The following is a 16401-nucleotide window of genomic DNA, read 5'->3' on the forward strand; positions in this document are numbered from 1 at the left end:
CCGAAGCGTATTCGCGGCGCAGAACGGCGCCGAGTCCCGGGACCCTAGAGTATTTTTCGGAGCCGGGGAATCGGCTGCGGCAGCTAAATTTCGGCGCCGCCTAAAAGTCGGCGGCCAACGTCAGCGCAAGTCCGCTTTCGGGGCGCGCATCGCCGGCGAGGCGCTGCCGCCAGTCGAGCGCGATCCGGCCGCCCTTGCCGACATCGGGAAGCCTGATCGTCAGTCGCGGCCCGACATCGACGCGCGACGCGCCAGGCTGGATCGCGCCCGCCGCAAGCGCGCCCAGCCGCAGCGGCGCGCGCTCGTCCGCGCCGAGCCGCCGGTCGATGACGATCGCGCCGTCAGCGAAACCGTCACGCCGACGCGCGCCGACGATTCCCGCCTGTGCATAGGCGTCGAGCCGGAAACCCGCGGGCAGCGCGACATCGCCGACCCCGCCAGTCGCCATCACCGCAAGCGCGGTGCGCCCCTCGCGCCCGATCGCCACGCGCTGTTCGACCGCGATGTCGATCGGCAGGCGCGAAACCGGCGCGAAAGCCGCGCCGAACGCGAGTTCGCGCTGCTCCGGCGCGCGCACCGCCATGGTCGCGCGACCGTAAGCGCGGAGGCGTCCGGTGTCGCCGAAACCATAAGCCAGACGCAGGCCGGCCTGCGACCCGCCAAGTTGCCCGGCTTCGGCAATGCCGTCCGGCGCGCCCGCCGGCCCGCCCCGCAGATAGAGCCAGCCGCCGAGCGACCATTTGGCAAGCGGCCGCTGAATCCAGAAGGGCTGACCCTGCCCCGGTTGCCCCTCAGTGCGCGGCAGCGACGACGTCAGCCACGCCGGCGACGCCTTGGGAAGCGCGCCCGCTGCGGCGGGCAGAAGCCGCGCGAGCAGCGCGAGGCGCAGGCGATGCCGATCGGGATCGAAGCCCCCACCTCCCGATGAAATCCTCACCGGCCATTTTCTGACGCTTTCGGTCGCCACGAGCCCCCGCGGAATATTCGGGCCGGAATGAACGGACGGGACCTGTCGGTCCCCGGCGACATGCCAAGCCGCTGCGTCGCTGCTGTCCCAAGAGGCGGGCGCGACGGGGACTGGCGGCAAGACCCAAGGCGCCCGGATCATCTCGGGCGGCGCCGGCATCGCCGGATTCCACGTCATACCGATGCGGAGCAGCACCCAGCCGCCGAGGCACAGCATAAGAAAGCGCAGCGATGCGGCGTCGCGGCCGGTCCTCGGCCCCGGCGATTGCGTCATCATCATCGCGTGGCAGTCCGCCGAACAGGCGTCATCTCACCGCCATCCCAATGCTCGGTCTTTTCCCACAGGACCTCGCCCGAACGCAGCATCCGCCAATAGAGGCCGACGGCGCGGCGCGCGGCCAATATGGCGATGACATTGGCGATAAAGGCGCGCGGGACCGCGAGCAGCGCCTCGCGAAGGCCGTACCAGCGCGCGGTGAACAGGCACCGCATCGCGAGCCGCCACAGCAACAGGATGGCGTTGAGGCCGAAGAACAGGGACATCGCGTCGCTTATCGGCGCGGGGTCCCAGCCCAGCACTGTCTCGCCTGCGAACGCGAGGCCGGTCAGGATCAGGCCTCCATAGGCCGCGAGCAGGACAAGCGCCGCGAGCGGCGAGCGACGGTCGCGCCACAGCATCCAGCGTGCGAGCCACAAGCGCTCCCGCGGAGCATTCGCTCCCGCGCCTCGCATACTCAACCAGCCGAGATGATCCCAGCCGGCGAGCGCGATTCCTACGATCCAGCGCGATTTTTGCCGCACTGCCTTCTCAACCGAACCAGGGAAAGCGCCACGCGACACGATCCGCTCGCCGCCGGGGCTTACCACATCGACAAAACGGGCGCGGAGGCCATAGGCACCGATCAGCATGCCGACCTCATAATCCTCGGTCAGGCTGTCGGCGCGAAAAGGCTGGCCGCCGCGTTCGATCGCGAGCAACGCCAACGCGCTCCGTGTCAGCGCGCAGCCAACCCCGGCCGAAGGCAACGCGACCCCGAGGCGCGAGCGCAGCGCCAGTTCCTTGCCGTGCGCCTCGGCAAATTCGTCGCCATAATGGCCGCCGATCCAGCGCGATCCGCTGGTGACGAGCGGCACGACCGGAATCTGCACCATCGCATGATCGGTAAGATGCGCGCGATAGAGCCCGATCTCTTCAGCATGGACATGATCCTCGGCATCGTGAAGGACCACCGCGGCGAAGCGCATCTCCTCGGCGCGCTCATCCTCGCCGAGCGCCGCCCAAAGCCGGTTGAGATTGTCGCCCTTCGTCGTCGGCCCGTCACGATGGCTGATGACCAGCCGCAACCGCGGATCGCGCGCGACGAGCGGCGAGACCGAAAAGAGCGTCGCGACGTCGTTGGGATAACAACCGACATAAAGGCGGACGTCCTCGCCGCCCCATGCCGCGAGCATCCGGGCAAGCGTCGCGCCGAGGACGCGCGCCTCGTCCCAGGCCGGAACGAAGACCGCAAAGCGTCCTGCCAGTGGCCTTGTTTCGTTCGATGGATCGGAGCAACCCGCATTCCGCCGGCTCAGCCACAAAAGATCGAACAGCAGATCGTCGATTCCGATCAGCAGAATCCCGACCGATGCGAACAGCATCAGCTCGTGGCCGGCATTCTGGACCAGCCATTGCGATGCGGACGACAGCTCCACCTGCTTGCCCCGCTCCCCTGTGCGGCCCCGCCGCGATCGAATCTTGGGTAAGGCGATGTTATTTTTTGTAAAGAGTGACGCCCGGCCGCGCCCGCGCTACTACCGCGGCTCTGCTTTCCGTCGAAACAGGCCTTTCATACGCGTTATGTCCAGCAATTCCGCCCCCCGCTCCGCCCTGCGCGACTTTCTCGCCAGCGAAAGCGCCGGCGGCATGCTGCTCATTTTCGCAGCCATATTGGCGATGATTGTCGCGAATTCGCCCTTCGGCGAAACCTATCACCATCTGATCCACGCGGTGACCGGGCCGGTGCTCAGCGACAAGCTGGGGCCGATGACGGTGCATCTGTGGGTCAACGACGGGCTGATGGCGATCTTCTTCCTGCTCGTCGGGCTGGAGATCAAACGCGAGTTCGTCGACGGGCGCCTTGCAAGCTGGGACCGCCGGTTGCTGCCGATGATTGCGGCGGCGGCGGGGATGGCGGCACCCGCGCTGCTCTACATGCTTTTCGCGGGCGGAACCGCAGGGTTGGCACAAGGCTGGGCGATCCCCGCGGCAACCGACATCGCCTTCGCGATGGGGGTGCTCGCGCTCCTCGGCAAGCGCGCACCGACATCGCTCAAGCTGTTTCTCGTCACCGTCGCGATCGTCGACGACATGGGCGCGGTGGCGATCATCGCGCTTTTCTACACCGCGAAGATCAATCTCGCCGCGCTCGGCGCCGCGGCCGTGCTGCTCGCAGTCATGGGCGCGATGAACCGCTATGGCGTGAAGAGCCTCACCCTCTATCTGCTGCTGTTCGCGATCCTCTGGTACGCGATGCTCCTGTCGGGCGTCCATGCGACGATCGCGGGGGTGCTCGCGGCGATGACGATCCCGCTCGAGCGCACCCCCGGCGCGCCCGACAGCGCGACTTCGCCGCTCCACCGGCTCGAGCACGGTCTTCATCCATGGGTCGCCTTTGCGATCGTCCCGCTGTTCGGTTTCGCCAACGCCGGGGTCGATATTCGCGGGATCACCGCCGAGCAATTGCTCGCGCCCCTGCCGCTCGGCATCGCGGCGGGGCTGTTCGTCGGCAAGCAGATCGGCATTTTCGGCAGCGTCTGGCTGGCGGTGAAGCTCGGCATTGCCGGGCGGCTGCGCGGCGCGACCTGGCTGCAGGTTTATGGCGTCGCGATCCTCTGCGGCATCGGCTTCACGATGAGCCTGTTCATCGGCGGCCTCGCCTTTCCGGGCGATGCGCTCCTGATCGAGGAGGCGAAAATCGGTATCCTGATGGGGTCGCTCGCCGCCGCGCTCGCGGGCTTCGCGCTGCTGCGTTTCGCGCCCTTGCATCCGCAGCATGACGCGAGCGAAGGCGAGACCGATACGGAGATTGCGCGCGACGGCGATGTCCGCGATACGTCGGACGCCAAACCCGCCTGAAGGTCCGATGCGACACGCTTTCCTTCTCCTGCTGTCCTGCGCGCTCGCCGGTTGCGCGGCAAACCCGCCGCCGACGCCTTCCACCGCTGACGGCGTTGTGACGCTCGACGTCCGCCGCACCGCAGCGCCGAGCCCGGCACTCGGCGACATCGCGAACGACTATGTCCGGCTGAGCCTCGAAATCGGGACGCACGAGGACGGCTATATCGATGCCTATTACGGGCCCGCCGATGTAAAGGCGGCCGCCGAAGCCGCGCCGCGCGACAAGCCCGCGTTGCTCGCCGCAACGCGCGATCTCATGGCGCGCCTCGATCTCGCGGCGCGGCGCATAACCGATCCGATGGAACGCCGCCGCGCTATTTCTCTGCGCGCCCAGCTCCGCGCCGCCGAAACGCGACTTTTGATGATGCAGGGTACGCGCTTCGCCTTCGCCGACGAAGCGGAGCGCTTGTTCGGTGTTCGGCCCCGATTGAAACCGCTTGCCAGCTATGATGCCGACCTCGCAAAGGTCGAGGCGCTGGTCCCGGGTAGTGGCCCCCTCCCGACACGCGTCGAGACCTTTCTCGACCGTTTCACCATCCCGAAGGACCGGCTGCAAAAGGTCTTCGACGCGGCGATCGCGCGCTGCCGCGGCCGCAGCGCGGCGCATATCGCGATGCCCGCGGACGAGAGTTTCCGTCTGGAGTTCGTCACCGGCAAGAGCTGGAGCGGCTATAATTATTATCAGGGCGGCTATCACAGCCTGATCCAGGTCAACACCGACCTGCCGATCCGCCTGTCGCGCGCGATCGACCTCGGCTGCCACGAAGGCTATCCGGGACATCATCTGCTCAACATGAAGCTCGAGGAACTGCTCACCAAAGGGCGCGGCTGGACCGAGTTCGCGGTCTATCCGCTCTACAGCCCGCAAAGCCTGATCGCCGAGGGCAGCGCCAATTACGGCATCGACCTCGCCTTTCCCGGCGCAAGCCGCGCCGATACCGAACGCGACGTGCTGATGCCGCTTGCCGAGATTCCGGTGCCGTCCGACGATCGCTATTGGCAGCTGCTCGATGCGATCAAGGCGCTGCAGGGCGCGCGGCTGACGATCGCGCAGCAATATCTCGACGGCGCGATCGACCGGGCGACGGCGGTGGCGATGACGCAGAAATACCTGCTGATGTCCCCCGAGCGCGCCGACCAGTCGGTGCGCTTCGCCGAACAATATCGCAGCTATGTGATCAATTACGGGCTCGGCGAGGCGATGGTTCGCGGCTATATCGAACGCGGCAAACCCGACCGGGACGAGATGTGGCGGCGTATGGCGAAGATCCTCAGCGAACCGACGCTGCCGGCGGACCTGCTCCGCCGGTGACGGCGCGCGCCGCCCTCCTCTGGCTCGGCCAGGCCGGTTCGCCCCGGCGCCCTCCCGCAGGCGTGGCGCCGCGCGGCTGACGAACCGGCGTGCTCCTGCGCGCCGCCCGTCATCCGTGTACCCAAGCCAAAGGGAGCAAAGCCATGCTCGACAAGAAAGACCTGCACCGCCGCATCGAGACGCCCGACATGAAGGATTATGGCGTCTATCTCGCGGTCGACCGCCTGCTCGATTGCCAGAAGCCGCTTGCCGACCTCTGCACCGCCGACGAGCTTCAGTTCCAGATCGTCCATCAGGTCGAGGAATTGTGGATGAAGCTGATCGCCTTCACCCTCGGCGAGATCGACGAGCATATGGCGGCACGCGAGTCGATGCGCGTCCTCACCCTCTTCGACCGCGTCAATCGCATCATGAAGCTGATGACGGGGCAGCTCTCGCTGCTCGAGACGATGAGCCCCTTCGACTATCAATCGATCCGCCTCCAGCTCGGCAACGGGTCGGGGCAGGAAAGCCCCGGCTTCCAGACCCTGCTGACGCTGCCGCAACCTTTGTGGGAGCGGTTCAAGGCCGTCTATCTCGAACCCGCCGGCCGCACGATCGCCGACGTTTACGACACCGGCTACCGGCACGACGAGATCTATATGGTCGCCGAGGCGCTAATCGAGTTCGACGAGCAGTTCCAGATCTTCCGCGCGCTCCACATCTATCTGATCCACCGCTCGATCGGCATGGGATCGAAGTCGCTGAAGGGCCGCCCGGTCGAACTGCTCAACGCGGGGACCCGGCACCGCTTCTTTCCCGAGCTTTGGGATATCCGCGCCGAGATGACCGACCGCTGGGGCGCCGAATATGGCGTGAAGCGCGCCAGCATCAGCGGTCAATCGGCCGCCGGGCACGGGAGCGGACTGTGACCGCCGCGCTGCTGCCGGAAGCGGTCCGCGACCGCTTTCACCTGCCCCCCGATGCCGTTTACCTGAAAAGCCATAGCGTCGGCTGTCAGCCACGGGCGGCGGAGGCATCGCTGCGCGACCGGCTGCTGACGCCGTGGCGCGAAACCGGCGAGGCGTGGCCGCAGTGGCTCGACGCCATCGACGCATGGCGCGCGGCGCTCGGCGGACTGATCGAGGTCGAGGCGCGCGACCTCTGCCCCGCGACCAACGTCAGCGCGGGGCTGTCGCGCTATCTCTCGGCGCTCGGGACAGCAACCGGCCGCCGCACCATCCTGCTCGCGCCGAGCGCCTTTCCGACGATCGGCTATGTCGCAAGCGGGCTCGCGGCGGCGGGATGGAAGACTCGCTACCTACCGGATGGTGCCGACGTTCGCGGCCCCGCCAACTGGGCGGCGGCGCTCGACGGTGATGTCGCGCTCGTCATCGCCATGCACGTCAGCTCGAACAGCGGCGCGCTCACCGACATCGCGGCGGTCGCGGCGGCAGCGAAGGCGGCAGGGGCGCGCTGCATCGCCGATTGCGCGCAGTCGGTCGGAGTCGTCCCCGTCGCGCCGGCGGCATGGGGCGTCGACGCCGTGCTCGGCACCAGCGTCAAATGGCTGTGCGGCGGCCCCGGCGCGGCGTGGCTGTGGGTTGCGCCGCACGACCGCACCGCGCTCGACCCGATGGAGCGCGGCTGGTGGAGCCACGACAATCCGTTCGAGATGGACATCGCCGACTTCCGCTACGCCCCCGACGCGCGGCGCTGGTGGGGCGGCACCCCCGACGTCGCGCCGTTCATCCTGTCGACGGCGGGGATTGCCGAGATTTCGGCGATCGGCGTGGACAATATCCGGACGCACAACCGCGCTTTGCAGGCGATGCTGCGCGCCGCGCTCGAACCCCGGACGCCGGGGTGGCGCTGGCCGGTCGGCGACATCGGCGGAACGCTCTGCATCGATACCGCCGCCGACCAGCCGCGCGTCGCCGACGCGCTTGATCGGCACAATCTTCGCGCCGACTTTCGCGGCACGGTGCTGCGCCTGTCGTTTCACGCCTACAACGGGGCCGCAGATGTCGAGGCCGTTATCCGGGCATTTGACACCTCGGATTGAAACTGTGTGCTCCCGCGAAGGCAGGAGCCCATCACCCGTCGTTTTCGTCCGAAACCTTCGGAGATGGGTCCCCGCCTTCGCGGGGACACGTCCCATTTACCAGAAATATTGAGTTTTTGCCCTATTCCGCCGCGATCGCCAGTTCGACGCGCTGCGGGCCGCGGATCACGCCGCCGGGGGTCGGGCCCTGCATCGCGCCGTCCCGGAAGGTGACGACGCCCGACTTGATCGTCGCGACATAGCCATCGGCCTTCTGCAGCAGCCGCTTGCCGCCCGCGGGCAGGTCGAAGGCGAGCCACGGCTTGCCGAGCTTCAGCGCCTCCATGTCGATGATGTTGAGGTCGGCAAGATAGCCCGGCGCGAGGACGCCGCGATCCTCCAGCCCATAGAGCATCGCGGTGTCGCGGCACTGGCGCTTGATCGCCGTCTCGAGCGCGATGCGGTGCCCCGCGCGGTCGCGCACCCAATGCTGGAGCATGAAGGTCGGCGAGGCGGCGTCGCAGATCGTTCCGCAATGCGCGCCGCCGTCGGACAGGCTGTTCACCGTATCGTCCGAGGCCTGCAGATCCTCGAGGAAATTGAGGTTGCCGTCGCGGTAGTTCAAGATCGGGAAATAGATGAAGCCCTTGCCGTCGTCCTTCATCAGGAGGTCATAGGCATATTCGGCGGGCGTCATACCCGCCGCCGCGGCGCGCGCGGCGATGCTTTCGTCCATCCGCGGTTCGTAGTTGAAATCGGGGTCCATCTCGAAATGGACCGGCCAGCCCTCGGCGACCGCCATCAGGAAGTCGATGATGTCGCTTTCGGGATAGACGTTGGCTTCCTGAGTCATACGCGCCCGGAAGGCCGGGTCCTTCAGCTTCGCGAGCTGCTGCTCCCATGGCAGCGCCTCGATCTCGACCCACGCCGGCTTGAAGCGGAAGGGATGGATGGTGCCCTGCCACGCCATGATGACGCCGTTGCCGCGCAGCGCGATCTGCGCGACGATGTTCGCACCGGTCGCATTCTGTTTGCGCATCTCCGAAATCTGTTCCTCGAGCGGCAGCTCCTTGGCGATCGACTGGAGCGCGGCGAAGGTCACCGGCAGGCCGGTTTCGCGGCTCAAATCGCCCATCCACTGAAACTCGTTCCATTCGCGCTTCATGTCGCTCGCCATTTCGAACACGCCATAGCCGACGCGGCCCATCGCGCGGCCGATCGCGATCAGCTCCTCGGCGGTCGCGGTAGTGCCGGGAACGAGTTCGCCGTCGACCGATTTATGGAGCACGGTGCGGCTGGTCGAGAAGCCGAGCGCGCCTGCGCGCACGCCTTCCTCGACGATGCGCGACATTTCGGCGATGTCGGCGTCGGTCGGGATCGCGCCGGGCTTTTCGCGGTCGCCTAGCACATAGGCGCGCACCGCGCCGTGCGGGACGTGGCACGCGACATCGACGGTGCGCGGCAGCTTTTCGAGCGCGTCCATATATTCGGGGAAGGTCTCCCAATCCCACGTCATGCCCTCGGCAAGCGCGGTGCCGGGGATGTCCTCGACACCCTCCATCAACGAAATCAGCCAGTCGTGGCGGTCGGGCTTGGCGGGGGCAAAGCCGACGCCGCAATTGCCCATGACGACGGTGGTGACGCCGTGCCAGCTCGACGGCGCCATTTCGGCGTCCCATGTCGCCTGCCCGTCATAATGGGTGTGGACGTCGACGAAGCCGGGAGTAACGATCCTGCCGCCGGCGTCGATCTCCTCGCGCCCCGCCCCGAGGTTCTGGCCGACCGCGATGATGCGGTCGCCCTCGACCGCGACGTCCGCGACGAAGGGCTTGCCGCCCGAACCATCGACGACCGTGCCGCCGCGAATCACCAGATCATGCATGTCCGCTCTCCCGATTATTTCGTTTCAGGACAAAACCTATCATGGATTGCCGATATGCCAAGCGCTTTGGCCAAGGCCTTAAAGCGACAAAAGACACGTATCGGCGCATCCTTTTTGTCTCCTTTGTCGCTTTAGGCCTCCGTATCGTCATTGCGAGCGAAGCGAAGCAATCCAGAGTTGCGCGAGGCTGCCCTGGATTGCTTCGCTTCGCTCGCAATGACGAGTGGCCGATAGATGCTGGCACGGCGGGATGATGTAGGAAAGCCCCGAAACCTCCTTCCTGCGCGAATATGCGCGCGAACACCATCGCAAGACGCTATGGTGGCGCATCAAACAATTGGGAGTCGATGCCATGATCCGCCCGCTGACCCTCGCCCTGCTGCTCGCCGTCGCCGCTCCGCCGGTCGCCGCGAAGCAAGCGCCCGCGCCCGATTACAAGGCCGCGCTCGCCGATCCGGCGCGCCCCGCCGCCGACCGCGAGCGCGACGCCGCGCGCAAGCCCGCCGAACTGCTCGCCTTCGCGGGGGTTAAACCGGGACAGGCAGTCGGCGATTATGTGATGGGCGGCGGCTACCTGACCCGCATCCTTGCCGGCGCGGTCGGGCCGAAGGGCAAGGTCTATGCCTTCCAGCCCGCCGAATTCATCAAGTTCAAGGCGCAATATGGCGAGGATCAGGCCGCGATCGACGCCGCTTACGCCAATGTCGATGCGGTCGCCGGGCCGTTCGCGGCGCCGGCCTTTCCGGTGCCGCTCGACACGATCATCACCGTACAGAATTTCCACGACCTCTATCTGAAGCCCTTTCCCGAAGGCACCGGCGACAAGGCGAGCGCGGCGCTGTTCGCGGCGTTGAAGCCCGGCGGGACGCTGGTCGTCGTCGATCATAGCGCCGCCGACGGCAGCGGCACGACGCTCTCCGACAGCCTGCACCGGATCGACAAGGCGGCGGTCGTCGCCGCGCTGACCAAGGCGGGGTTCAAGCTGGAAGCGGAGAGCGACCTTTACAAGCGCCCCGACGACCCGCGCACCGCGAACGTCTTCGACCCCGCGATCCGCGGCAAGACCGACCAGTTCACGCTGCGCTTCCGCAAACCGCGCTGAGCCGCTAGGGCGGCGCGATGAGCAACGACGACGAAGACTATGTCTATGACGAGGCGAGCGGCGAATGGCTGTCCGCCAGCGAAGCGCGCGAGCGGGCGGCGGCGGCCAATGCGCTTCCGCAAGCGAAGGATGCGGTCGGTAATGTGCTGAGCGACGGCGACTCGGTCGTCCTCATCAAGGATCTGCCGGTGAAGGGCGCGGGGCAGACGCTGAAGGTCGGCACCGTCATCAAGTCGATCCGGCTGACCGCCGATCCCGAGGAGATCGACTGCCGCTACGAGGGGATCAAGGGGCTGGTGCTGCGCACGGAGTTCGTGCGCAAGCGTTAGAGTCGTGCCTTTTTTGTCGTGTGTCCCCGCCCTTCGACGCCGCCTGCGGCGGCGCTCAGGATAAACTGCCCCTTCGGGGCAGGCGGGGACCCATCTCCGGTCGGTTCCAGTTTGCACCTTTCGATGATGGACCCCCGCCTTCGCGGGGGAACACCACCTTTATATATAACCCTCAGATCTTCCCCAGTGTCTCCCGGCGCGGCCCCATGTAGCCGAAGAGGTAAGCCGCCACTTTCCGCATCTGAATCTCCTCCGCCCCTTCGGTGATCCGGTAGCGGCGGTGGTGGCGGTAGATATGCTCGAAGGGCTTGTGGCGCGAATAGCCGATGCCGCCATGCACCTGCATCGCGCGGTCGGCGGCTTCGCAGCAGAGGCGGTTCGCCCAGTAGTTGCACATGCTGACCTTGTCCGACAGCGTGCGCTCGATTTCCTTGTGCGGGGTGTTGTCCATGTCCCACGCGGTCTTGCGGATGAGGAGGCGGAGCATCTCGGCCTGCGTCGCGAGTTCGACGAGCGGGAACTGGATCGCCTGATTCTTCGCCAGCGCCTCGCCGAAGGGCTTGCGCTCGCGGGCGTAGCGCACGCTTTCCTCGATGCAGTAGACCGCGGCGCCGAGCGATGACGCCGCCTGCCGGATGCGGTTCTGGTGGACGAAGCTCTGCGCGATCGACAGCCCGCCATCGACCGGCCCGAGCCGCGCGCTGTCGGGCACCCAGACGTCGGTGAAGCTGACGCGCGGATGGTCGGTCGGCATGTTGAAGGTCCAGAGATATTCCTCGATCACGAGGCCCGGTGTCGGGTTCGGAACGAGCAGGCAGGTAATGCCCTTCGCGTCGCCGTCTTCGCCGCTGGTGCGGCAGAAGGTGGCGCAATGCGAGGCGACATGCATTCCCGTCGTCCACATCTTCGCGCCGTTGATCAGCCAGCCATCGACGCCGTCGCGGCTCTCGCGCACGGCGCGCGTTTCCATATGCGTCGCGTCCGATCCATGGTCGGGCTCGGTCAGACCGAAGGCGGTGCGGCGCTTGCCCTCGAACCCGCCGAGGATGAATTCCTGCTTCTGCTCCTCGCTCGTCGCGAACTGTTCGAACATTTCGACGAAGGGGAAGTTGCCGACGATGCTGTGCTCGTTCTGCAAATCATTGTGGAGGCCGAGGCCCTTGGCGGCAAAATGTTCGCGGATCACCGCCATCCACAGGTTCGACCCATCCTTGCCGCCATATTTCTTCGGCGCCGAAAAGCGCCAGTGGCCCGCGGCGTCGGCCTTGCGCGTCGCCTGTTTGAGCAGCGCTTCCCATTCGTGGCGCGGCAGGCCCTGATTGTCCCAGTCGGTGCGGCTATGCTCGCGGCGATGGTCGAAGAAGCGGATATTGTCGTCGGCCAGTTCGAGCGGCCTGATCTCGGCCGCAATGAAGGCGTCGAGTTCGTCCAGATAGGCCTGCAGATCGGCCGGAACCGCGAAATCCATGTCTCTCTCCCCTTGATCTATCCACGCCACTCGGCGCGCGCCGCCGCGAGCGCGGCATATTTCGGGCTGTCGATCGCGCATTTGTCGAGCACCGCGCGGCGAAGTTTCGCGAGCAGTCCCGGTTCGGCGAGCGTCTTTTCGCCCGCCAGCAACGCGCCCGCGAGCGCCCTGTCCTCGGCGCGCGTTCCGGCCTCGAGATCGCGCATCACGATGCCGAGCGCGTTCATCGCGACGACCGCCTCGAACTTGGCGTGACCCTCAGCCTTGGGCTTGATCGCGCCTTCGATCCAGTCGCGCACCGCCTGCACCATTTCGCGGTTGGTCGGCTCGCCCTTCGGTGTGGGCGCGCGATCGGTGGGCAGCGGCAAAGCGCGTTGCCTCTCCGCCTCGGGCGCCTCTTCCTCAAGAAGCCGGATCAGGTCGAGTTCCTGCTCGGCGGTGCGCCGCCCGACGACGACGCGCTCGACCGTCGTGTCGGCGCCGCTCCGCCACGCCTGCCCCATCTGCAGGCAGCCGAGCGCCCACCACAGCGTCCGGTAGACGAGCCAGAAGCGGAAGCGGTCGCGATCGACCGAACGCCCGCCTGCGGCTTCATAGGCGGCGAAATAATCCTCGAGGTTGCCGACACCGAAGGCGGGCTTGTCGAGCCGGCCGAAGCGCCAGACGGTCATGCAACCGAACGCCAGATCCTCATGCGCGTCGCCGAGGTGCGCGAGTTCCCAGTCGAGCACCGCGGCCAGGCCGTCCGTGTCGACCATCACATTGCCCATGCGATAATCGCCGTGGACGAGCACCGGATCGGCGGGTGCGGGCAGATGATCCTCGCACCACCCGATCGCGAGCGCGATCGCCGGCCGGTCGCCGCCATAGGACAGGAATCGTGCCTTGAGTTCGGCGAGGGCTTCGGCGGTGTCCATCACCGGGATGCCTTCGGGAATCGCCGCGCGGGGCAAGGCATGGATGCGTGCCAGCTCGCGGCCAAGATCGGCGACGAGCGAGGGCGGCGGATCGGGGAGAATCTTCGCGGGACTCACCTCGGCGATCACGCGGCGCATGACATAACCCGTGCCGATGCCGTCGGCGTCGGCGAGTACGCCGACGACTTCGGGCGCCTTCACTCCGCCCGCGTGCGCCGCCCTGACCAGCGCCGCCTCGACCGGGTGGCCATAGGGCCGCCCCTCCATATACTCGGCCGACGGCGCGCGGCGGAGGACATAGGCTGCTCCCGCCCAGTCGAACGCCCAGCTTTCCATGTTGGCGCCGCCCGACAGGCGGACGAGCCCGGCAAGCGCGCCCGGTCCGGCGGTGCGCGTCATGAAGGCGGAAAGCGGTGTGGAGAGATCGGCCATTACTTAATCATGCTAAGTATTTTTCGAGGCCGCAAGCCCGTAATCGCGTCAGGGGCGAGCGAGCGCAGGATTCCTCCGTCAGCCCGCGCGTTCGCGGCCTCGCGCGATCACAGCGAGGCGTCGCGCTTCGACTTCGTCGGCGCTTACGCAGCTGTTCGCCGCCTTCGAGCGCTCCCGTTCGAGCGCAAGCGCGTCGGCGAAAGGCAGTCCATAGCCGTCGTCTATCAGCTTCTTGTAGCTTCGCACCATGGCCGGATCTGCGCTCGCAATATCGCGCGCCAGCGCGCGCGCCGCGGGGAGCAGTTCATCGGGTGCGACGACGCGATTGACGAGACCCCAGTCGCGCGCGGCCTCGGCGCCGAGGAAATTTCCGGTCAGCGACAATTCCTTGGCGCGGCCGAGCCCGACGATGCGCGACAATTTCTGCGACAGGCCCCAGCCGGGCATGATGCCGACGCGCGCATGGGTGTCGGCGAAGCGCGCATTGGTCGAGGCGATCAACAGGTCGCACGCCAGCGCAACCTCGAACCCGCCGGTGATCGCGACCCCGTTGATCGCGCCGATCACCGGCTGCGGGCAGAGTTCGATCGCCCGCACCGGATTTTCATCCGCCGTATCGGCATTGGCGGCGCCGAGGTTGCCGGTATCCGCGCCGAGTTCCTTGAGGTCGAGCCCGGCGGTGAACGCCCGTTCGCCCGCGCCGGTGAGGATGATCGCGCGCACGCTTTCATCGGCCGCGAGCGCCCGCATCGCGGTGGCGAGTTCCGCTCGCAGCGCCCGCGACAGCGCGTTCATCGCTTCGGGCCGATTGAGGGTGACGGTGACGACGGCATCGTCGCGCGAGACAAGGACAAGAGACATCTGCTTCTCCAGAACGAAAAAGGGCGGTCCCGCAGAACCGCCCTTTCGATTGTCATGTCGTGAAGACCAAGGCTCAAATCTTACCGGTGAGCTCCGGAACGGCGTTGAAGAGGTCGGCGACGAGGCCGAGGTCGGCGACCTGGAAGATCGGGGCGTCCTCATCCTTGTTGATTGCGACGATCGTCTTCGAGTCCTTCATCCCGGCGAGATGCTGGATCGCGCCCGAGATGCCGATCGCGAAATAGACCTCCGGCGCGACGATCTTGCCGGTCTGGCCGACCTGATAGTCGTTGGGGACATAGCCCGCGTCGACCGCGGCGCGGCTGGCACCGAGCGCGGCGCCGAGCTTGTCGGCGAGCGGGACGATCACTTCCTGATATTTCTCGGATGAGCCCAGCGCGCGGCCGCCCGACACGATGATCTTCGCCGAGGTGAGCTCGGGACGGTCCTGCTTGGCGATTTCGGCGCCGACAAAGCTCGAGATGCCGGCGTCGCCGCCTGCACTCACGGCTTCCACGGTGCCCGAGCCGCCGGTGCTGGCGGCCTTCTCGAAGGCCGTGCCGCGAATGGTCAGGACCAGCTTCGGATCGCTGCTCTCGACGGTCGCGATCGCATTGCCCGCATAGATCGGACGGGTGAAGGTCTTCGGACCCTCGACCGACAGAATCTCGCTGATCTGCATCACGTCGAGCAAGGCGGCGACGCGCGGCGCGACATTCTTGCCGGTGGTGGTCGCGGGCACGACGAACGCGTCGTGGCTGGCCATCAGGTCGGCGACGAGCGGCGCGATATTCTCGGGCAGATTGTGACCGAAGGCGGCATTGTCGGCGACATGCACCTTCTGCACGCCCGCGATCTGCGCGGCAGCCTTTGCGACGCCATCGACGCCGCTACCCGCGACGAGCAGATGAACCTCGCCGAGCTTCGACGCGGCGGTCACCGCGGCGAGCGTGGCATCCTTGACGGCGCTGCCGTCATGTTCGACCCAAACGAGCGTTTTCATGAATGCACTCCCATCGCCTTCAGCTTGGCAACCAGTTCATCGACATCGGCGACCTTGACGCCGGCCGAGCGGACGGGCGGTTCCGACACCTTGACCGTCTTGACGCGCGGGGTCGTGTCAACGCCGTAATCGGCGGGCGACTTCACATCGAGCGGCTTCGACTTCGCCTTCATGATGTTCGGCAGCGAGGCATAGCGCGGCTCGTTCAGACGAAGGTCGGTGGTAACGATCGCGGGGAGCTTCAGCTTCACCGTTTCCAGACCGCCGTCGACTTCGCGCGTGACGCTGACATGATCGCCTTCGACGTTGACCGCGCTGGCGAAGGTGCCCTGCGCCCAGCCGGTGAGCGCGGCGAGCATCTGGCCGGTCTGGTTGTTGTCGCCGTCGATCGCCTGCTTGCCGAGGATCACCAGACCCGGCGCTTCAGCGTCGGCAATCGCCTTGAAGATCTTCGCGAGCGCCAGCGGTTCGACTTCGTCGTCGGTCTGGACGAGGATCGCGCGGTCGGCGCCCATCGCGAGCGCGGTGCGCAGCGTTTCCTGTGCCTTCGCCGGACCAACGCTCACCGCAACAACCTCGGTCGCGACGCCTTTTTCCTTCAGGCGGATCGCTTCCTCGACGCCGATCTCGTCGAACGGGTTCATCGACATCTTCACATTCGCCAGGTCAACGCCCGTGCCGTCGGCCTTCACCCGCGGCTTCACGTTGTAATCAAGCACCCGCTTCACGGGGACGAGGATTTTCATGAGACAAAAGCTCCTCTCGAAAAATTGTGCACTGCGCCATAATTGGCGTTTACGTAAACGTCAACCTTGCAGTCCCCACGAACCCCTTCTCCCTCGAGGGGAGAAGGATAGGGAGCCTTATCGCCGCAGGCGATTAGGCGGACTTGGATGAGGGTGAGCGGCGCCTTGGCGCCGCGCGAGCCTGCGGCTCGCAACCCCTC

The 16401-nt window shown here is 66.6% G+C and carries 14 protein-coding genes; 6 read left to right on the plus strand and 8 right to left on the minus strand.

Annotated elements, in window-relative coordinates; translation table 11 throughout:
- Positions 1-100 precede the first annotated feature (100 nt).
- Together ACE3SL_RS04200 and ACE3SL_RS04205 are read right to left on the minus strand one after the other, a co-directional pair.
- Positions 101-937, minus strand: coding sequence for a hypothetical protein (locus ACE3SL_RS04200; protein WP_374524506.1), 837 nt, complete (start codon positions 935-937; stop codon positions 101-103).
- Positions 938-1242: 305 nt separating this feature from the next.
- A complete protein-coding gene (locus tag ACE3SL_RS04205; RefSeq protein WP_374524507.1) occupies positions 1243-2661 on the minus strand; it encodes a glycosyl transferase family protein in 1419 nt (472 codons plus the stop codon).
- A 145-nt stretch (positions 2662-2806) separates the two neighbouring features.
- On the opposite strand from ACE3SL_RS04205, the gene nhaA reads away from it, so the two are divergent.
- The 4 genes from nhaA (at position 2807) to ACE3SL_RS04225 (ending at position 7482) form a co-directional block, all read left to right on the plus strand.
- Positions 2807-4084 (plus strand): Na+/H+ antiporter NhaA, encoded by a 1278-nt coding sequence (gene nhaA / locus ACE3SL_RS04210; protein ID WP_374524508.1) that lies wholly within the window; start codon positions 2807-2809, stop codon positions 4082-4084.
- Positions 4085-4091: 7 nt separating this feature from the next.
- Positions 4092-5438 (plus strand): hypothetical protein, encoded by a 1347-nt coding sequence (locus ACE3SL_RS04215; protein WP_374524509.1) that lies wholly within the window; start codon positions 4092-4094, stop codon positions 5436-5438.
- A 143-nt stretch (positions 5439-5581) separates the two neighbouring features.
- A complete protein-coding gene (locus ACE3SL_RS04220) occupies positions 5582-6349 on the plus strand; it encodes a tryptophan 2,3-dioxygenase family protein (protein WP_374524510.1) in 768 nt (255 codons plus the stop codon).
- Positions 6346-7482 carry an aminotransferase class V-fold PLP-dependent enzyme gene (locus ACE3SL_RS04225; RefSeq protein ID WP_374524511.1) on the plus strand — a complete coding sequence of 379 codons (1137 nt, stop codon included), beginning with the start codon at positions 6346-6348 and terminating at the stop codon, positions 7480-7482. Before ACE3SL_RS04220 ends, ACE3SL_RS04225 begins: the two co-directional genes overlap by 4 nt.
- A gap of 121 nt (positions 7483-7603) precedes the next feature.
- Here ACE3SL_RS04225 and ACE3SL_RS04230 read toward each other — a convergent pair whose 3' ends face one another.
- The gene (locus tag ACE3SL_RS04230) at positions 7604-9343 is read right to left on the minus strand and encodes an amidohydrolase family protein (RefSeq protein ID WP_374524512.1); all 1740 of its coding nucleotides are present in this window, start codon (positions 9341-9343) and stop codon (positions 7604-7606) included.
- A gap of 352 nt (positions 9344-9695) precedes the next feature.
- Here ACE3SL_RS04230 and ACE3SL_RS04235 point away from each other — a divergent pair, with 352 nt between their 5' ends.
- Both ACE3SL_RS04235 and ACE3SL_RS04240 read left to right on the plus strand, forming a co-directional pair.
- Positions 9696-10445, plus strand: a complete 750-nt coding sequence (locus ACE3SL_RS04235) for a class I SAM-dependent methyltransferase (RefSeq protein WP_374524513.1) — start codon at positions 9696-9698, stop codon at positions 10443-10445.
- Positions 10446-10462: 17 nt separating this feature from the next.
- Positions 10463-10774: an alkylphosphonate utilization protein gene (locus ACE3SL_RS04240; RefSeq protein ID WP_374524514.1), complete on the plus strand. Its 312-nt coding sequence runs from the start codon at positions 10463-10465 to the stop codon at positions 10772-10774.
- A gap of 172 nt (positions 10775-10946) precedes the next feature.
- Here the strand turns inward: ACE3SL_RS04240 and ACE3SL_RS04245 are convergent, their stop codons facing one another.
- From ACE3SL_RS04245 to ACE3SL_RS04265, 5 genes are all read right to left on the minus strand, one after another.
- A complete protein-coding gene (locus tag ACE3SL_RS04245; protein WP_374524515.1) occupies positions 10947-12242 on the minus strand; it encodes an acyl-CoA dehydrogenase family protein in 1296 nt (431 codons plus the stop codon).
- 17 nt (positions 12243-12259) lie between these two features.
- Positions 12260-13591: a phosphotransferase family protein gene (locus ACE3SL_RS04250; RefSeq protein ID WP_374524516.1), complete on the minus strand. Its 1332-nt coding sequence runs from the start codon at positions 13589-13591 to the stop codon at positions 12260-12262.
- Positions 13592-13669: 78 nt separating this feature from the next.
- A complete protein-coding gene (locus ACE3SL_RS04255; protein ID WP_374524517.1) occupies positions 13670-14452 on the minus strand; it encodes an enoyl-CoA hydratase in 783 nt (260 codons plus the stop codon).
- 73 nt (positions 14453-14525) lie between these two features.
- Positions 14526-15455, minus strand: coding sequence for an electron transfer flavoprotein subunit alpha/FixB family protein (locus ACE3SL_RS04260; protein WP_374524518.1), 930 nt, complete (start codon positions 15453-15455; stop codon positions 14526-14528).
- Positions 15452-16201: an electron transfer flavoprotein subunit beta/FixA family protein gene (locus ACE3SL_RS04265; protein ID WP_374524519.1), complete on the minus strand. Its 750-nt coding sequence runs from the start codon at positions 16199-16201 to the stop codon at positions 15452-15454. Before ACE3SL_RS04265 ends, ACE3SL_RS04260 begins: the two co-directional genes overlap by 4 nt.
- Between the last annotated feature and the right edge of the window lie 200 nt (positions 16202-16401).

Origin of the sequence: Sphingopyxis sp. (assembly GCF_041916015.1) — a bacterium.
GTDB lineage: Bacteria > Pseudomonadota > Alphaproteobacteria > Sphingomonadales > Sphingomonadaceae > Sphingopyxis.

Excerpts from the sequence above, each read along its gene's own strand:
- ACE3SL_RS04240 (WP_374524514.1), top strand. The coding sequence starts at position 10,463 with ATGAGCAACGACGACGAAGACTATGTCTATGACGAGGCGAGCGGCGAA.
- ACE3SL_RS04255 (WP_374524517.1), bottom strand. The coding sequence starts at position 14,452 with ATGTCTCTTGTCCTTGTCTCGCGCGACGATGCCGTCGTCACCGTCACC.
- ACE3SL_RS04215 (WP_374524509.1), top strand. The coding sequence starts at position 4,092 with ATGCGACACGCTTTCCTTCTCCTGCTGTCCTGCGCGCTCGCCGGTTGC.
- ACE3SL_RS04245 (WP_374524515.1), bottom strand. The coding sequence starts at position 12,242 with ATGGATTTCGCGGTTCCGGCCGATCTGCAGGCCTATCTGGACGAACTC.
- ACE3SL_RS04260 (WP_374524518.1), bottom strand. The coding sequence starts at position 15,455 with ATGAAAACGCTCGTTTGGGTCGAACATGACGGCAGCGCCGTCAAGGAT.
- ACE3SL_RS04220 (WP_374524510.1), top strand. The coding sequence starts at position 5,582 with ATGCTCGACAAGAAAGACCTGCACCGCCGCATCGAGACGCCCGACATG.
- ACE3SL_RS04235 (WP_374524513.1), top strand. The coding sequence starts at position 9,696 with ATGATCCGCCCGCTGACCCTCGCCCTGCTGCTCGCCGTCGCCGCTCCG.
- ACE3SL_RS04265 (WP_374524519.1), bottom strand. The coding sequence starts at position 16,201 with ATGAAAATCCTCGTCCCCGTGAAGCGGGTGCTTGATTACAACGTGAAG.
- ACE3SL_RS04250 (WP_374524516.1), bottom strand. The coding sequence starts at position 13,591 with ATGGCCGATCTCTCCACACCGCTTTCCGCCTTCATGACGCGCACCGCC.
- nhaA (WP_374524508.1), top strand. The coding sequence starts at position 2,807 with ATGTCCAGCAATTCCGCCCCCCGCTCCGCCCTGCGCGACTTTCTCGCC.
- ACE3SL_RS04230 (WP_374524512.1), bottom strand. The coding sequence starts at position 9,343 with ATGCATGATCTGGTGATTCGCGGCGGCACGGTCGTCGATGGTTCGGGC.